Origin of the sequence: Jannaschia sp. R86511 (assembly GCF_042466345.1) — a bacterium.
Classification (GTDB): Bacteria; Actinomycetota; Actinomycetes; order Actinomycetales; family JBBAYJ01; genus Aquipuribacter.
This window is the reverse complement of record NZ_JAXHCD010000001.1, coordinates 602,650-617,346: the sequence shown is the minus strand read 5'-3', so window position 1 is coordinate 617,346 and position 14,697 is coordinate 602,650. Positions and strand designations below refer to the sequence as shown.

The window sequence follows — 14,697 nt, the reverse complement described above, 5'->3', positions numbered from 1 at the left end:
GCCCGCCACCGTCAGGAGGTGAGGAACCAGAACCCGACGGCGAACAGGGGCCCGAACGCGAGCAGCAGGGACGGGACGAGCACGGCGTGGGGCCGGCCCCCACCGGGCAGGTCGACCACCCCGCCGTCGCGTGGGTCGTAGCGGACCGGGACCGGCGTCCCCGGCCGGTACGTGGTGAGGTCGAACGACGACTGGCCGATCCACAGCCCTCGTCGGAGGGCGCCGGCGCCGTCGGTGAACTCGACGTCCAGGCGCCACATCGGAGGGCCCTCGAGCCCCGTCTCCCGGCCGACCGCCACCACGACGCCCGGTGTCGTCCGCGCGCGGGCGAGCCGGGGCACCACGCGCACCAGCCAGACGAGGCCCACCAGCCCCAGGAGCACGCCGACGGCGGCCCCGGCCCACGGGAACCAGTCCGGCGGCTGGGCCGCCAGCACCTCCGGTGGCGGTGGTGGCGGCGTCACGGTCCTCATCCGGTCGCCGCCCGGCGACCCGGACCGGGGCGACGAGGGTCGTGCGGGACGTGGGGCACCGAGGGTCCTCCGGTCGAACGTGTGCAGGTGGCCAGGGGGCGGACACCTGGCGACGCGCCCCCCGGCGTCGAGGGGCTCGTCCCCCGTGGGCCACCGTAGCGACCGCCGCGGGCCGGTCGCGGCGTCATTCGTACGGCCACGGTCAGGGCCCGCGCGCACTAGCCTCAGGCGACATGGGACCCGGGGGACGCGTCGCGCTGCACACCCGCACGGTCGTGCTGGTGGCCGTCCTGCTCGTCGTGCTGCTGCTGCTGCTCGGCGGGCTGGTCGCCCTGCTCGCCGACGGTCTGGCGAGCCGGGTCGGGGCCGGCCCCGTGTTCGTCATCACGTCGGTGGGGGCCGTGCTGACGTGGTTCCTCGCCGGCTGGTTCGGCAGCGAGACGGCCCGGCGGGCGGGCGAGGGCCGGGCCGTCTCGGGGCTGAGCGCCGCCACCGGCGCGGCCGCGGGCTACCTGCTCGTGCCGGGGCTGCTGGCCGTGGTCGGTCTGCTCGCCACCGGGGCGGGAGTGCTGACGTTCCTCACCGGGCCCGTGCTGAGCACGGTGCTGGCCGGAGCGGTGGGCGGGCTGGCCGCGGCGGTCGCGCCCCACGCACCCGCACCCGCGCCGTACTCCGGCGGCTGACCGTCGTCGATGCCGGCGGGCCGGACGACGGGCCGCTCAGCCCGTGAGCACCGCCGTGGCGGCCGCGACGAGCAGCACGACCACCCCGACGACGAGGAAGCCCGCACCCACGCAGCCGTCGACGACCGACTGCCGCGGCGCGGACGCCAGCTGCACCCAGTCGTCGTCCCGCCCCACGCGCAGCGGCACCTGCTGACCGATGCCGTAGTCGACGCCGAGGCCCCCGCCGCCGTGCCACACGCCCTCCCGCTCCCCGCTGCCGTCGGGGGCGCGCCACGCGAGGCCGAGCCGCACCGACGAGCCGTTGTCGGTCCACAGCACCGAGCGGACCACCCCCGTCGCCGGGACCGCCGCCCGCTCCCGCCGACGTCGGCCCGAGCCGGCCCGGATCGCCACCACCCCGACCACGAGGGCGACCACGCCGATGACGACGAGCACCACGAGAACCGTCCGGACGTCCATCCCCGACCCGCGTCCGCCTCAGCGGTGGGTCGGTCGGGACGCGCTCACGCCTGCCCGCCGGCCGCCGTGACCTGCAGGCTGGCCAGGAAGTCGTCGACGACCTCCTCGGTGAGCACGTCCTCGGGGCCGCCGACGAGCATGCCGTACTGCTGCTCGCCCTCGACCGCGATCACGACCTCGACCTGGCGGCTGGCCACCGTGGGACCGCCCGGGTAGTCGTAGTCCCACTCCCAGGTCAGCACCACCGCCCCGGCGGCGCCGGCGACGTCCACCACCCGGGGCTCACCGACCGGCTCAGCCCCCAGCTGGTCCACGCGGACCTGGCGGATCAGGTCGGCGCGCAGCTCGAGCGGCCCGACGTCCCCCGTCTCCACGAACACACCGGCGGCGGCCGGGACCTCGCCCTCGGCCGCCGAGGCCCGCAGGGTCTCCACCGTGCCCGGGATCAGGTCCGCCGTGGACTGCATGTAGTCGGGCAGGGCGAAGGCCAGGCCCTCGACCTCGTGGGCGGTCCAGGAGTCGGGCACCTCGCCGCTCCCCTGGGCCCCGGCGTCGTCCTGGGGGGTGTCCTGGGTCACGGCGTCCTCCGGCGACGGGGCGGCCTCCCCGCTCGTGCCGCCGGAGACCGTGCAGGACGCCGTCACGAGCGCGACCAGCACGACGGCCGCCAGACCGGCGGGGCGGGCCAGGCGTGCACCACGCACCGTCACCCTCCGCACGAGGACAGCGGGGCCAGCTGGGAGCCCGGCACCGAGAAGTCCCGGCTCAGGGCCTCCACGAGCTCGCGCTCCTGGCCCCCGCCGGTCAGGGTGAGGCCGAACTTGAGGCCACCACCACCCTCGGCGCCGATGCTGCCGCCGAACTGGGTGCCGGCGTACTCCGCCTGCACGTACACCGCGTCCTGTGCCAACCGATCCACCAGGGGACCGTACAACCGGACGGAGTCGGCCGGGTCGGGCAGGTAGGTACCCGGCGCGAGGGACCGCGGGATGCGGGGGGCGGCGACCGGACCCGCGGTGACGAAGGCCTGGTCGAACGCCGCCCGGTTGTCCGGGTTGGTCAGGTCGAGCGTGAAGCTGCGGGTGTACGCGGTGCCTGCCCCCCCGCTGCCGTCCGCGCTGACCCTGCTGTCGGGGCTCGGGATGGGCAGGCCGTCGTTGTTCTTGCCGAACGACCACGAGGGTGCGGCCTCGCCCTCCAGCACGAGGGAGACCGGCCGGCCCTCGCCGTCCATCTCGACCGTGTACCCGGCCTTGCCCGTGATGCCGGCCTCGGCGGTCAGCAGGGCCAGGGCACCGTCGGCCTCGCCGGCGGCCGAGATCTCGCCGCTGAACGACGACCCGCTGCCGTCCAGCTTCATCTCCACCGTGCCCTTGACCCCCGCCTGCAGCTCACCGCCCGCTCCGGCCAGGGTGGAGGCGCCGAACCCGCCACCGCCCGAGCCCTGCGCGCCGACGTCGAAGGCGATGGCCGACGGCGCCGGGGTGTCCTCGCCGTACCAGCCGGTCCACCGGCCGAACCAGTCCACGCCCTGCTCGATGCCGTCCGCCACCGGACCACCCAGGTAGTTGGCCGCCTGCTGCAGGACGCCCCGCCGGTCGTCGGCGAAGTCCCTCATGTCCTGGACGTCGTCGAACTCGTAGACCAGGGCGTAGGACCCGGACCCGGTGATCCCGAGCTCGCCGTAGCCCTTGGCCTCCAGCTGCTTGGCGATGTCGCCGATGTCCAGCTTGGCCCCGAACGACGCCTCTAGCCCCAGCTCCCCGGTGTCCTTGAGGATCAGCCGACCGCCGCCGTCACCGAGCTCGATCTCGGACACGGTGTCGGACCGGCCCAGCCGCACGCTGGCCACCGTCCCCGACGCACCGATCGTGCGGTCGCGGCTGCTGGTGACGCAGCTGGGCAGCGGCCGCTCGGCGGCCTGCTCGGATCCGCCGCAGTCCTGCCCGCCGAGCAGGTTGCAGATCGCCGTGGTGACGCCGACCCGGGCGGGTTCCGCGACGGGGACGACCGCCACCGCCGCCACCAGGGCCGCGATGCCGCCCAGCACCCCCAGGTACTCCAGCGCACCGGCCCCGGCGCTGCCCCGCGGCAGCCGACGTCGCCACCGGACGCCCGCGGTCGGCTCGGCGTCGGTCACGGCGTCAGCAACGGCAGGCACCGCTCCAGGGTGGCCGAGACCGGGGCCGGCCCGCCGGGCCCGAGGGCCCAAAACGGGTCCGACGGCCGGCGCCCCCGCGCTCCGCGAGACCGACCCCTCGCGGCGGGCCCCCGTGCGTATGCTGACGGCCGTGTCGGTCGGGGGCGCGCTCAGCAGGTTCACCGCGGCGGTGCTGCTGGCATCGACCGCCCTCGCCCCGACCCCCGCCCAGGCCACGGAGCCCACCGGTCCACCGAACCGCCCGGCGTCGGAGGCCCTGCTGCTGATCGTCGACTACTCCGGGTCGATGAAGGAGCCGGACGGGCGCGGGTCGACGCGCATCCAGGCCGCCAAGGACGCGCTGGGGCAGATCATCACTGCCCTGCCCGAGGACCTGGACGTCGGCCTGCGCGTGTACGGGCACCGGGTGCCCAGCGCCGACAAGGCGGCGGCCTGCGAGGACACCGAGCTCGCGGTACCGGTCGGGCCGCTGGACCGGGACGGGCTGCGGGCCACGGTCGACGGCCTGGAGGCGCTGGGCGAGACCCCCATCGGGCTGTCGCTGCAGCAGGCCGCGCAGGACCTGCCCGAAGGCGTCCCGAGCACGGTCATCCTCGTCTCCGACGGGGCCGACGAGTGCTTCACCGACGACCTCGGCCCCGAGCCGTGCGAGGTGACCAAGCAGCTGATCGCCCAGGGCGTCGACCTGCGCCTGGAGACCATCGGGCTGCAGGTCGAGGAGTCCGGGGCCGAGCAGCTGCAGTGCATGGCCGAGGCCGGCGGCGGCCAGTTCACCTCGGTGGAGGACGCCGGCCTGCTGGCCGAGGCGCTGGCGGCGGCGCAGAACCGGGCGCTGCGCGTGTTCGAGCCGCGGGGCGAGGCGGTGGCCGGAGGGCCGTCGCTGATCGACGCGACCGTGCTGGAGCCGGGCACCTACTCCGACAGCATCCTCGACGGCGAGACCCTCTGGTACGCCGTGGACGTCCCGCAGGGCGGGTCGATGACGGCGCGCCTCACCATCCGCACCGCCGAGGTGCCCGCCGAGGCGCTCGTGGCCCTGGAGTGGCAGGACCCGCAGGCCCGCCGGGTGGACGTGGGCCTGCTCAACGGCATCAGCCGCGGCCAGGCGAGCACGCTGGCGACCAGCACGGGCGAGGCCAACGGGTCGCGGTCGCCCTTCGGTGCGGCCCGCGAGCCGGGTCTGTACTACCTGGCCGTGCGCACCGGCGGCTTCCCGACGGACGCGGCGCACGACTTCGTGCTCGAGCTGCTGCCGGACGGGCAGGCCGCGGTCGACCCGTCGGCCTCGGCCGCGCCGTCGACGGGGGCGGGCACCGAGCCGTCCGCGGCGGCCCCGTCCCAGGCGCCCGCCCTGCCGTCGCCGGCCGCGTCCCCCGTCGCCGGCGACGCCGAGCTGCCGCCGCCGCCCAGCACGTCCCCGGTCCCCCTGCTGCTCGTCATCCTGCTGGCGGTCGGCGGAGGCGTCGGCTACCTGCTGTGGCGCCGGCGCACGGGCGCACGGGAGGACCCGGACGAGCCCAGCTACAGCTGAGCCGTCCCGCCCGCCGCGGCGCGGACCACCTGCACCTCGTCGCCCACCGACAGCCCCCACCCGGCGAAGCCGCCCACCGGGGCCTCGAGCGTCGCGCAGGCCCCTCGCACCCCGGTGACCAGGGCGAACGGCCGCAGCACGGCCAGCTTGGCCACGCGCATGGGGGCGTCCACCGGGACCCGGCCGCGGTCGGGCCGGTCCCGGGGGACGAGCACGGCCACGTCCAGGGACCGGGTCATCCCCATGCCGTGGACGCTGCCGCCCGGGTGCAGCAGCAGCGCCGGGGGCAGCGTCCGGCGCCCGAGCATGCCCCGCAGCCGTCGCCAGTAGGTGTCGGCCAGCAGGACGTCGGACACGTCCCGCCCGCCGACGAGCAGCCGCGCCCGCGCATCTCGTCCGGCCTGACCGGTCACGCCGTCCCCCGCTCCTCGGCGCCGGTGCGCCGTCACCGCGCAGCCTGCCCGACCGCGGCGCCCTGAGGCGGCAGCCCCCTCCGAGTGCGGTCGGCGGGCCCCGTCGGACCACCGCCCGCCTCGCCGCCCGGCCGCGCCCGACTCCGTTCAGCGTAGGTCGTGTCACCCACCGTGACGGGCTGACGTCGTCCGGTCTCATTTTGGGTCCAGCGGCCCACCAGGCGGGCCCGGGCCTGGCTATGGTCGCCCGGGCAGCAGGCGTTCCGCCTGGTCTGTTCCATTCTGATCAGCGCGCAGACCGGGGGGGTTCCTCACGTGTGGCAGCCGGTCTTCGTCACCACCGACGAGCGTGACGCCGAGCTCGGCCGTATCCGCCTCGTCGACGTGCGGCGACCGGCCGCCGCCGCCGTCCAGCTGGCCGACTCCGAGGACCCGCTGGTGCTCATCGGTCACGCGAGCACCGCGTCGAGGCTGACGGTGCTGGCGACGTACGTGGCCGCCAACCAGCCCGGGCGCCTGGTCGCCCACGGCGTCACCCACCACGCCCCGCTGGCCGCGGCCGCCGCGCTGGACCAGGCGGCCTCGCTGGCCCGCGACGCCGGGCACGCCGTGAGCGCCTGGCGCGACGTGCTGGAGCACACCTGGTCCGCCGCGGTGCTGTCGTCGGTCACCCGGCTCAGCCGCCCCAACCCCACGATGTCGCAGCACCTGCGCTCCTGGTGGCCGAGCAGCCGGTTCGTCGTCCGGCAGGGCGACGACCCGCGCAGCGTCCCGGCCGCCCGCGTGGACGAGCTGATCGCCGACCTGCCCCGGCGCGGTCTGGAGGCCTTCGTCACCGCCGGCAGCGACGACGAGGTCGTCCGGCACGTCGTCTCCGCGGTGGCGCCCACCGGCCTGCGCACCGTCGAGGGGCTGGCGGGCTGGCCGGGGGTCTACGGCCTGTCCGAGCAGCTGCAGCTGGCGCTGCTGCCCGCCGACGTCGCGCTGCACGTCAGGGCCCCGGCGGCACCCTGCGACACGTGCGGCCTGCACGCCGCCGACCCGGTGTGCCCCTTCTGCCGCACCCGGACCCGGCCCTCGGGCACCGGGCCGACCTCGCCGACCTCGCCCCCCCAACCCGTGGGAGACCCCTCGTGAACCCCCGTCAGCGTCGCGGCATCGTCTTCATGGTGCTGAGCGTCATCGTCGCGATCGCCGTGTTCGTCATCCTCACCAACTACGTCCAGGCGGTCAGCAGCCAGGTCGGTCCCAGCACCACCGTCTACCGGGCCGTCGCGCCGATCGAGGCCTACGACCCGCTCGGCACCGGCAACCTGGAGCCGTACGAGGTGCCGCAGCGCTGGACCAGCGAGTCGGCCCAGCTGCAGCTGTCGGAGCTGGAGGGCCGTCGGGTGGGCTTCCCGGTGGAGGCCGGCACGGTGGTGACCCGCGACATGCTGGTGCCCCCGTCGGACCTGAGCCCCACCGAGCGCGAGATCGCCATCAACGTCGACGCCGTCACCGGCGTCGCCGGGCGGGTGCGGACCGGTGACCGGGTCGACCTCTACAGCGTCTTCGCCGACGTGCCGGGGCTGCCGGCCCAGGTGCGGGTGCTGGTGCGCGACGTGCGGATCGTGTCGATCGGCGGCGTGCAGACCGTGGTCGAGAGCAGCGAGGAGGGGGTCAGCGAGGCCGACGTCATCCCGGTCACGCTGGCGCTGGAGCCGGACGAGTCGCTGGCGGTCACCTACGCCAACGCCTTCGCCGAGGAGGTTCGTCTGGTGGCCCTGCCCACCGACACGGACCTGGACCGCTCCGAGGACATCGAGCAGTTCGACGCCGGCAACCTGGGCGGCACGGCCATCCCCGAGGGCCTCGAGGGCCTCCCCGACCTGGAAGGGCTGATCCCGTGACCCGCGTCATCATCGGAGCGGCCGACCAGGCGCTCGCCCGCGAGATCCAGTCGACGCTGCTCGAGATGGAGGACACCGAGCTCGCCTTCGTGGCCGCCACCACCACCGAGCTGACCCAGGCGGTGCTGCGCGAGGACGCCGACATCCTGCTCGTGCACGACCTGCTGGGTCCGGACCCGGTGCTGCCTCTGGTCCGCGACCTGGGCGTCCGGCGACCGGCCACCGCGTCGCTGCTCGTCACCGGCTCCTCCGACGCCGAGACGGTCACCGGCGCGATGGAGGTCGGGGCGCGCGGCATCGTCACGCTGCCGCTGTCCTTCGCCCAGATGCAGGGCCGGCTCAAGGCGGCCGCGGAGTGGTCGGCCCAGATCCGCCGCATGATCTCCGCGGGCCCGACGTCCGGCGGGCAGGACGACCTGACCGGCCGGGCCCGCATCGTCGGCTTCGCCGGGTCCAAGGGCGGGGTCGGGGTGACGACGATGGTCACCCACGTGGCCCTCGACATCGCGCGCACCGTCCCGGGCCTGAGCGTCTGCCTGGTCGACCTGGACCTGGAGAAGGGCGACGTGCCGGCCCTGGTCGAGGTGCGGCACCGGATCAGCATCGCCGACCTGGCCAAGGTCTCCGACGACCTGTCGTCGGGCACCGTGGCCGACGCCATGAGCCGGCACGAGTCCGGCGTCGACATGCTGCTGGCCCCGACCGACATCCGCGACGTCGAGGCCGTCACCCCCCGCGCCTTCCGGCAGGTGGTGGCGGCGGTCCGCCAGGAGTACGACCTGATCCTGCTCGACCTCGGCTCGCACGTGACCCCGGTGCAGGCCACCGCGCTCGAGCTGTGCGACGAGGTGGTCGTCGTGACCAACCCCGACGTGGCCTCCATGCGGGGGATGCGTCGCACGTTCAACGCCTGGGAGTCCCTGGGCGTGTTCAAGGAGACGGACGTCCGGGTACTGCTCAACCGCCAGAGCAAGCAGGTCACGGTCTCGCTCGACACGGTCCGCCAGCTCACCCGCGCCTCGGTGCTGGAGACCACCGTGCCGGCCTCGTTCCGGCGGCTGGAGCCGGCCATCAACAGCCGGAACCCGCTCGAGGTGCGCCAACCGCAGTGGTGGACCGACCTGCGCAGGGTCGGGAGGGAGATCAACCTCGTGACCCAGAACCCGTCGCCCCGCCGGCGCGACACCGCGCGGGCCGTGGAGCCCGAGAAGCAGCCCGCCCCCGCGCCCGTCGACCGGCCCGGTCGTTCCGGCCGTTCCGGGCGCGGCCGCAAGGCCCGCCGGGCGGCCGAGGCCGGCTCCGCGTCGCTGGAGATGGTGGCGCTGCTGCCGGTGTTCGCCCTGGTGGCGCTCGTGGCCTGGCACGTGGCCGTGCTCGGGTACGCGTCGGTGCTGCAGTCGGCGGCGTCGTCGGTCGCGGTGCGCGAGTACTCGATCAACGGCGACGTGGGAGCGGCCGAGACCGCGGCGCAGCGGCGGCTCGACGACTACTGGGACCCGTCGCAGATCCAGGTGCGGAACGACGGGGTGGGTCAGATCCGGGTCAGCGTGGGCGTGCCGAACGTGGCCGGGGTGTTCCTACCCGGCCTGCCGACCACCATCGCCAGCTCCCGCTCCGTGGTGATGGAGCCGGAGCTGTGAGCCGGCGACGCGGTGACGACCGGGGCCAGGCCACCCTCGAGCTGATCGCCATGCTGCCCGTGGTGCTGCTGCTCACCGGGCTGCTGCTGCAGGTCGGGGCCATCGCGTGGGCCATCACCGACACCACCGAGGCCGCCCGGCAGGGGGCGCGGGCCAGCTCGATGGGCCAGGACGGCTGCTCCGCCGCCGAGGCCGCGCTGTCGGGCTCGCTCACCATCGTGCCGTCGTCCTGCTCGGCCGGGGGCGGCACGGTCGCCCTGCAGGTCAGGGCCCCGATCCTGGTGCCCGGTTTCGACGACGTCCGGATCTCCCGCAGCGCCGAGATGCCCGACGTGACGGAACGCTGATGCGCTCCTACGAGGGTTTCGGCGTCGAGCAGGTCGCCGCCCCGACCCGCTCGGCGCTGGCCGCCGACGTCGACAAGCCGCTGGTCGAGCGGTTCAAGCAGCTGCTGCTCGAGGAGGTCGACCTCCACGAGCTCGGCCGCCTGGAGGTGGCGCAGCGCCGGCTCCGGCTGGAGCGCGTCATCGCCCACCTGGTCTCGCGCGAGGGGATCATCCTCACCACGCGGGAGCGCAACCGGCTGGTGCGGCGCGTCGTCGACGAGTCCATCGGCCTCGGCATCCTGGAGCCGCTGCTGGCCGACCCGGCCGTCAGCGAGATCATGATCAACGGCCACGACACGATCTTCGTCGAGCGCTTCGGCCGGCTCGAGCGGCTGACGACGACGTTCTCCAGCAACGCGCAGCTGCTGCAGACCATCGACCGCATCGTGTCCACGGTCAACCGCCGGGTCGACGAGTCCAGCCCGATGGTGGACGCCCGGCTGCCGGCCGACAACCGGCTGCCGCGCGGCGCCCGCGTCAACGTGGTGCTGCCGCCGCTGGCCCTGAACGGGCCCACCGTCACCATCCGGCTGTTCCCCAAGGCGCTGGGCATGGCCGACCTCCTGCAGTACAAGAGCATCGACGAGCCGACCGCCGAGCTGCTCGCGGCGTGCGTGCGGGCCCGGCTCAACATCATCGTCTCCGGCGGTACGGCCTCGGGGAAGACGACGATGCTGAACGCGCTGTCGGCGTTCGTGCCCAACGAGGAGCGCATCGTCACCGTCGAGGACGCCGCCGAGCTGGTGCTGCTCCAGGAGCACACCATCCGGCTGGAGACCCGGCCGGCCAACGTCGAGGGCTCGGGCCAGGTGACGATCCGCGACCTGGTGCGCAACTCGCTGCGCATGCGCCCCGACCGGATTATCGTCGGCGAGGTCCGTGGTGGTGAGGCGCTGGACATGCTCCAGGCCATGAACACCGGCCACGAGGGGTCGCTGGCCACCGTGCACGCCAACAGCACGGACGACGCGCTGAGCCGGCTGGAGACGCTGGCGTCGATGTCGGAGGTCGAGCTGCCCTTCGCCGCGATCCACGACCAGGTGAACGGCGCGGTCGACGTGGTCGTGCAGCTGCTGCGCACCGCGGACGGCACCCGGCGCACCGTCGCGGTGGACTTCCTCACCTCACGACGGCGCGAGGACTACCGGCTGGCCCGCGTCATGCACTTCGACCCCCACGGCGGCACCGACGGGCGGGGCGGCTTCGAGCGGCACCCGCTGCCGGCCGGCTTCGTGGCCAAGCTCCGGGCCAAGGACGAACCGGTGCCCGACGGGTTCACCGTGGCCACCGACGACGGCGAGGAGGGTGGCGGCGTCTCGTGGTCCTCCTGACGGTCCTGCTGCTGAGCGCGGCGATGATGCTGCTGGTCGCGGCGCTGCTGGACTTCGCCTCCGCGCCGCTGGCCCAGCGACGCGCCGTGGCCTCCGTGGTGGGCGGCCAGGCCGACGACGCCGGGCCCACCCGCGCCGCCCGGCTACAGCAGTCGTTCAACCGCACCCGCCTCGGCCAGCTGCTGGAGCGCGAGCTCATGCTGGCCGGCAGCACCCGCAGCCCGCTCGTCGTGCTGCTGGTCGGTCTGGCGGCCGGCATCGCCATCGGGGCGCTGCTGTGGAACCTGCTCGCCCCCGTCATCGGCGTCATCGGGGTGCTCACCTCGGTGCTGCTCATCCGCGCGTACCTCAAGCGCGGGCAGGAGCGCCGGCGCGAGGCGTTCATCTCGCAGATGCCGGAGCTGGCCCGGGTGCTGGCCAACGCCACCAACGCGGGTCTGTCGATCAGCACCGCCGTCGCCGTGGCGGGTGACGAGATGGACGAGCCGGCCCGCACCGAGCTGCGCCGCGTGGCGTCCAGCCAGGCGTTCGGCAGCAGCCTGGAGCACGCGCTGGCCGAGCTGGAGCAGCGGGTGCCCTCGCGCGAGGTCGCCGTGCTCATGTCGACGCTGCTGGTCAGCGCCCGCAGCGGCGGCTCGCTCGTCACGTCGCTGCGCAGCATCGCCGACACCCTGGAGCAGCGGAAGGAGACCCGGCGCGAGATCCGGACGACCCTGGCCCAGAGCGTCACCACCGGCTACACGGTCATCGTGCTCGGGTTCCTGATCCTGGTGCTGCTCAACCTGGTCAACCCCGGCACGGTCGAGACGATGACCCGTAACCCGTTCGGGCAGGCGGCGCTGGTGTTCGCCACCGTGGTGTTCACGAGCGGGTTCCTCGTCATCCGCCGGATGACCCGGATCGACGCGTGACGCCGCTGCTGCCCGCGGTCCCGGGCCTGGTCGTCGTGGCCTGCGTGGCGCTGTTCGCGCTCGGGGTCCGGCTGCTGCGCTCCGACGCCGTCGAGGGCCTCGAGGTCGAGGACCTGGCGCTGCTCAAGCCGCAGGAGCGGCGCCGGGCCGAGGGCCGCGGCCCCGTGGAACGGCTCGCGGCGCCCCTGGTGCCCCTGCTGCGCCGGGCGATCGGACCCACGCTGGAGGCCCGGCTCAAGCGCATGATCGAGCTGGCCGGCCGCCCCGACGGCGCCACGGTGGACTCGGTGCTGTCGCGCATGGCCAGCATGGTCGTGCTGTCGGTGCCGGTCGGGGTGTTCTTCGCCGCCTACGGCCAGCCGTGGGTGCTGCTGGTGGTGCCGCTGGCCGTCGTGGTGTTCCCGCTGGCCGGCATCACCCGGGCCCGCCGGCTGCGCCAGGAGTCGATCAGCACCAACCTGCCGGACTTCCTGGACGTGCTCGCCGTGACCGTCGCGGCCGGGGTCGGGTTCCGCGCGGCCCTGGACACCGTGAGCCGGCGCTTCGGCGGACCGCTCGGCGAGGAGGTCAGCCTGGCCCTGGAGCAGATCCGCAACGGCAGCTCGGTGCGGGACGCGTTCGAGAAGCTCCGCCGCCGCAACGACTCCGAGGCGCTGTCGCAGTTCGTCAGCGCGTTCCTGCAGTCGGAGGACCTGGGCGCGCCCCTGGCCCGCACGCTGACCCGCATCTCGGAGGACACCCGCCGGGCCAGCGCCCAGGCGCAGCGGCAGCGCGCGGCCCGCGTCGCACCCCGGGTCACCCTGGTCACGTCCATGGTGCTCGTTCCCGGCGCCCTGGCCCTGCTGTTCACGGGGTTCATCCTCGGCGCCGACCTCGACCTGGGCGGGCTGCTCGGGGGGCTCACGTGAGGCGTGCCGCGCAGCGGTCCGGCTCCCCGGCGGCCGTCGACGACCTGGCCACCCCGACCGTCCGCGTCGCGCTGCTGGTCCGCCAGATCGCCCTGGCCGCAGCCGCGCTGGTCACGCTGGTCACGGGTACCTCGTGGACGGGTCTCGCGGTGGTGATCGCCCTGCTGCTGACCAGCCAGCTCGGGCTGCACAGCACCCGCGTGCTGCGCCTGGTCGAGCGGCACCCGGCCCTCGCCCTGGTGGACGTGCTGCTGGTGAGCACCGCGATGGTGCTGCTCGGGCCGCGGCATCCCGCCGTGCTCGCCGCGCTGACGTCGGCGCTCATCATCGGCGTGCTGTTCCGCTGGTGGGTGTCGCCCCTGCTGGTGGTCGCCCTGCTCGCCGGTCACGCCCTGTCGTTGCCGGGGGTGGCCGACCTGACCCTCAACGACATGGTCGGCACCCCGGTGGTCATCATGTCGATGGCCGCCATCGGGGCGGGCTTCCGCCACGTCGCGCAGCAGGCCCGGCGCAAGGACGAGCAGGCCGCCGCCGACCGGCAGGCTGCCGCGACGGCCGAGGAGCGGCTGCGGCTGGCGCGCGACGTGCACGACACCGTGGCCAAGTCGGTCCAGGGCGTGGCCCTGCTCGCGGCCAGCCTGCCGCAGTGGGTGGAGCGCGACCAGCGGCGCGCGGTCACCCACGCCGGCCTGGTCGCCACCAGCGCCCGCGAGGCGGTCACCGAGGCCCGCGCCCTGCTGACGGGCCTGCGCGCCGCCGGCGACGACACGCGCTTCGAGGGGTGGCTGAGCGAGCGCCTGGCGGAGTGGGGGGCGGGTCGCGGGCCGGCCGTGACGGCCGAGATCGCCGCGGTCGCCCCGTTGTCCGCCCGGGCCTGCCGCGAGTTGCGCGCCGCCACCTGCGAGGTGCTGGAGAACGTCGACCGGCACGCCGCCGACGCCGCCGTGGACGTGAGCCTGCGGCAGGTCGGCGACCTGGTCGTGCTCGTGGTCCGCGACCACGGCCCGGGGTTCCACGCCGACCGCGAGCGGGAGGCCGTGCGGCAGGGCCGCTACGGCCTGCTGGGCCTGCGGGAGCGGCTGGAGTCGGTCGGCGGGCGCGTCGACCTGGTGTCGGCGCCGGGGACCGGGACCACCGTGACGCTGTCCGCGCCCGCGGCGGTCGCCGCCGACCACGACCGGGAGGCACCCGTGCTGAGGATCGTCTCGTGAACCCCCCCGACGGTTCCGCCCCCGACGACGTCGACGGGACCCCGGTCCGCGTCGTGGTGGTCGACGACAGCGCCGTGGTCCGCAGCGGGCTGGTGTCGATCCTGGGCCTGACCGACAGCGTGGCGGTCGTGGGCGAGGCCGCCAACGGCGAGGAGGCGGTGCAGGTGGTCCGCCGGCTGCGCCCCGACGTCGTGCTGCTGGACGTGCAGATGCCGCGCCGGGACGGCGTCAGCGCCGCGCGGGAGCTGTCGGACCTGACCGCGATCATCATGACCACTTTCACCGAGACCCCCGAGGTGGTCCACGCCGCCGTCGAGGCCGGGGCGGTCGGCTACCTGGTCCACGGCACGTTCGAGGCGGACGACCTGGTGGCCGCCGTGCTGGCCGCCGCCGGCGGCAGCGGGGTGTTCGGCCGGCCCGCGCTGGCCGCGCTGCGGCTGGGCCGGCCCACGCCCGCCCCCGACCGCTCGCAGTTCGGGCTGAGCCAGCGTCAGGCCGAGATCATGGACCTGGTGGCCGCCGGGCGCGGCAACGCCGAGATCTCCGGCGCGCTGTTCCTGGCCGAGAAGACGGTCAAGAACCACATCAACCACATCTTCGCCGGCCTCGGGGTGCGGACCCGGGCCGAGGCGGTCGCCGTGTGGCTGGGCGGGGCCCGCGCCGACGACCTGCGCCCGCTGTGACCCGGTCCGGAC

The 14,697-nt window shown here is 75.0% G+C and carries 16 protein-coding genes; 11 read left to right on the top strand and 5 right to left on the bottom strand.

Annotated elements, in window-relative coordinates; all coding sequences use genetic code 11:
• Positions 1-11: 11 nt before the first annotated feature.
• On the bottom strand, positions 12-464 hold the full coding sequence (locus SJY06_RS03055; protein WP_380164509.1) for a DUF3592 domain-containing protein: 453 nt from the start codon (positions 462-464) through the stop codon (positions 12-14).
• A gap of 242 nt (positions 465-706) precedes the next feature.
• On the opposite strand from SJY06_RS03055, the gene SJY06_RS03050 reads away from it, so the two are divergent.
• Positions 707-1,156 carry a hypothetical protein gene (locus tag SJY06_RS03050; RefSeq protein ID WP_380164507.1) on the top strand — a complete coding sequence of 150 codons (450 nt, stop codon included), beginning with the start codon at positions 707-709 and terminating at the stop codon, positions 1,154-1,156.
• Positions 1,157-1,192: 36 nt separating this feature from the next.
• Here the strand turns inward: SJY06_RS03050 and SJY06_RS03045 are convergent, their stop codons facing one another.
• From SJY06_RS03045 to SJY06_RS03035, 3 genes are read right to left on the bottom strand one after another with little or no spacing between them, the layout of a single operon-like run.
• Positions 1,193-1,618, bottom strand: coding sequence for a hypothetical protein (locus tag SJY06_RS03045; protein ID WP_380164505.1), 426 nt, complete (start codon positions 1,616-1,618; stop codon positions 1,193-1,195).
• 44 nt (positions 1,619-1,662) lie between these two features.
• Positions 1,663-2,322 carry a hypothetical protein gene (locus SJY06_RS03040; protein WP_380164503.1) on the bottom strand — a complete coding sequence of 220 codons (660 nt, stop codon included), beginning with the start codon at positions 2,320-2,322 and terminating at the stop codon, positions 1,663-1,665.
• A 2-nt stretch (positions 2,323-2,324) separates the two neighbouring features.
• Positions 2,325-3,779 (bottom strand): hypothetical protein, encoded by a 1,455-nt coding sequence (locus tag SJY06_RS03035; RefSeq protein ID WP_380164501.1) that lies wholly within the window; start codon positions 3,777-3,779, stop codon positions 2,325-2,327.
• Positions 3,780-3,909: 130 nt separating this feature from the next.
• On the opposite strand from SJY06_RS03035, the gene SJY06_RS03030 reads away from it, so the two are divergent.
• Positions 3,910-5,310, top strand: coding sequence for a VWA domain-containing protein (locus SJY06_RS03030; protein ID WP_380164499.1), 1,401 nt, complete (start codon positions 3,910-3,912; stop codon positions 5,308-5,310).
• On the opposite strand, the gene SJY06_RS03025 is transcribed toward SJY06_RS03030, so the two are convergent.
• Positions 5,301-5,723: a hypothetical protein gene (locus SJY06_RS03025; RefSeq protein WP_380164497.1), complete on the bottom strand. Its 423-nt coding sequence runs from the start codon at positions 5,721-5,723 to the stop codon at positions 5,301-5,303. The two genes, SJY06_RS03030 and SJY06_RS03025, sit on opposite strands and share 10 nt — an antisense overlap.
• A gap of 315 nt (positions 5,724-6,038) precedes the next feature.
• Here SJY06_RS03025 and SJY06_RS03020 point away from each other — a divergent pair, with 315 nt between their 5' ends.
• The 9 genes from SJY06_RS03020 to SJY06_RS02980 are packed head-to-tail and all read left to right on the top strand — an operon-like array spanning position 6,039 to position 14,685.
• Positions 6,039-6,860 (top strand): hypothetical protein, encoded by an 822-nt coding sequence (locus SJY06_RS03020; protein ID WP_380164495.1) that lies wholly within the window; start codon positions 6,039-6,041, stop codon positions 6,858-6,860.
• A complete protein-coding gene (gene cpaB, locus SJY06_RS03015; protein ID WP_380164493.1) occupies positions 6,857-7,615 on the top strand; it encodes a Flp pilus assembly protein CpaB in 759 nt (252 codons plus the stop codon). Before SJY06_RS03020 ends, cpaB begins: the two co-directional genes overlap by 4 nt.
• Positions 7,612-9,255, top strand: a complete 1,644-nt coding sequence (locus tag SJY06_RS03010; RefSeq protein ID WP_380164491.1) for a CpaE family protein — start codon at positions 7,612-7,614, stop codon at positions 9,253-9,255. The genes cpaB and SJY06_RS03010 overlap by 4 nt, the downstream gene beginning before the upstream one ends.
• Positions 9,252-9,602, top strand: a complete 351-nt coding sequence (locus tag SJY06_RS03005) for a TadE/TadG family type IV pilus assembly protein (protein ID WP_380164489.1) — start codon at positions 9,252-9,254, stop codon at positions 9,600-9,602. The genes SJY06_RS03010 and SJY06_RS03005 overlap by 4 nt, the downstream gene beginning before the upstream one ends.
• Positions 9,602-10,972, top strand: a complete 1,371-nt coding sequence (locus SJY06_RS03000) for a CpaF family protein (RefSeq protein ID WP_380164487.1) — start codon at positions 9,602-9,604, stop codon at positions 10,970-10,972. Before SJY06_RS03005 ends, SJY06_RS03000 begins: the two co-directional genes overlap by 1 nt.
• Entirely contained in the window at positions 10,960-11,883 is a 924-nt protein-coding gene (locus SJY06_RS02995) for a type II secretion system F family protein (RefSeq protein ID WP_380164485.1), read from the top strand. Before SJY06_RS03000 ends, SJY06_RS02995 begins: the two co-directional genes overlap by 13 nt.
• Positions 11,880-12,791, top strand: a complete 912-nt coding sequence (locus SJY06_RS02990) for a type II secretion system F family protein (RefSeq protein WP_380164483.1) — start codon at positions 11,880-11,882, stop codon at positions 12,789-12,791. Before SJY06_RS02995 ends, SJY06_RS02990 begins: the two co-directional genes overlap by 4 nt.
• Entirely contained in the window at positions 12,788-14,002 is a 1,215-nt protein-coding gene (locus SJY06_RS02985) for a sensor histidine kinase (protein ID WP_380164481.1), read from the top strand. The genes SJY06_RS02990 and SJY06_RS02985 overlap by 4 nt, the downstream gene beginning before the upstream one ends.
• Positions 13,999-14,685 (top strand): response regulator, encoded by a 687-nt coding sequence (locus SJY06_RS02980; RefSeq protein WP_380164479.1) that lies wholly within the window; start codon positions 13,999-14,001, stop codon positions 14,683-14,685. Before SJY06_RS02985 ends, SJY06_RS02980 begins: the two co-directional genes overlap by 4 nt.
• Positions 14,686-14,697 lie beyond the last annotated feature (12 nt).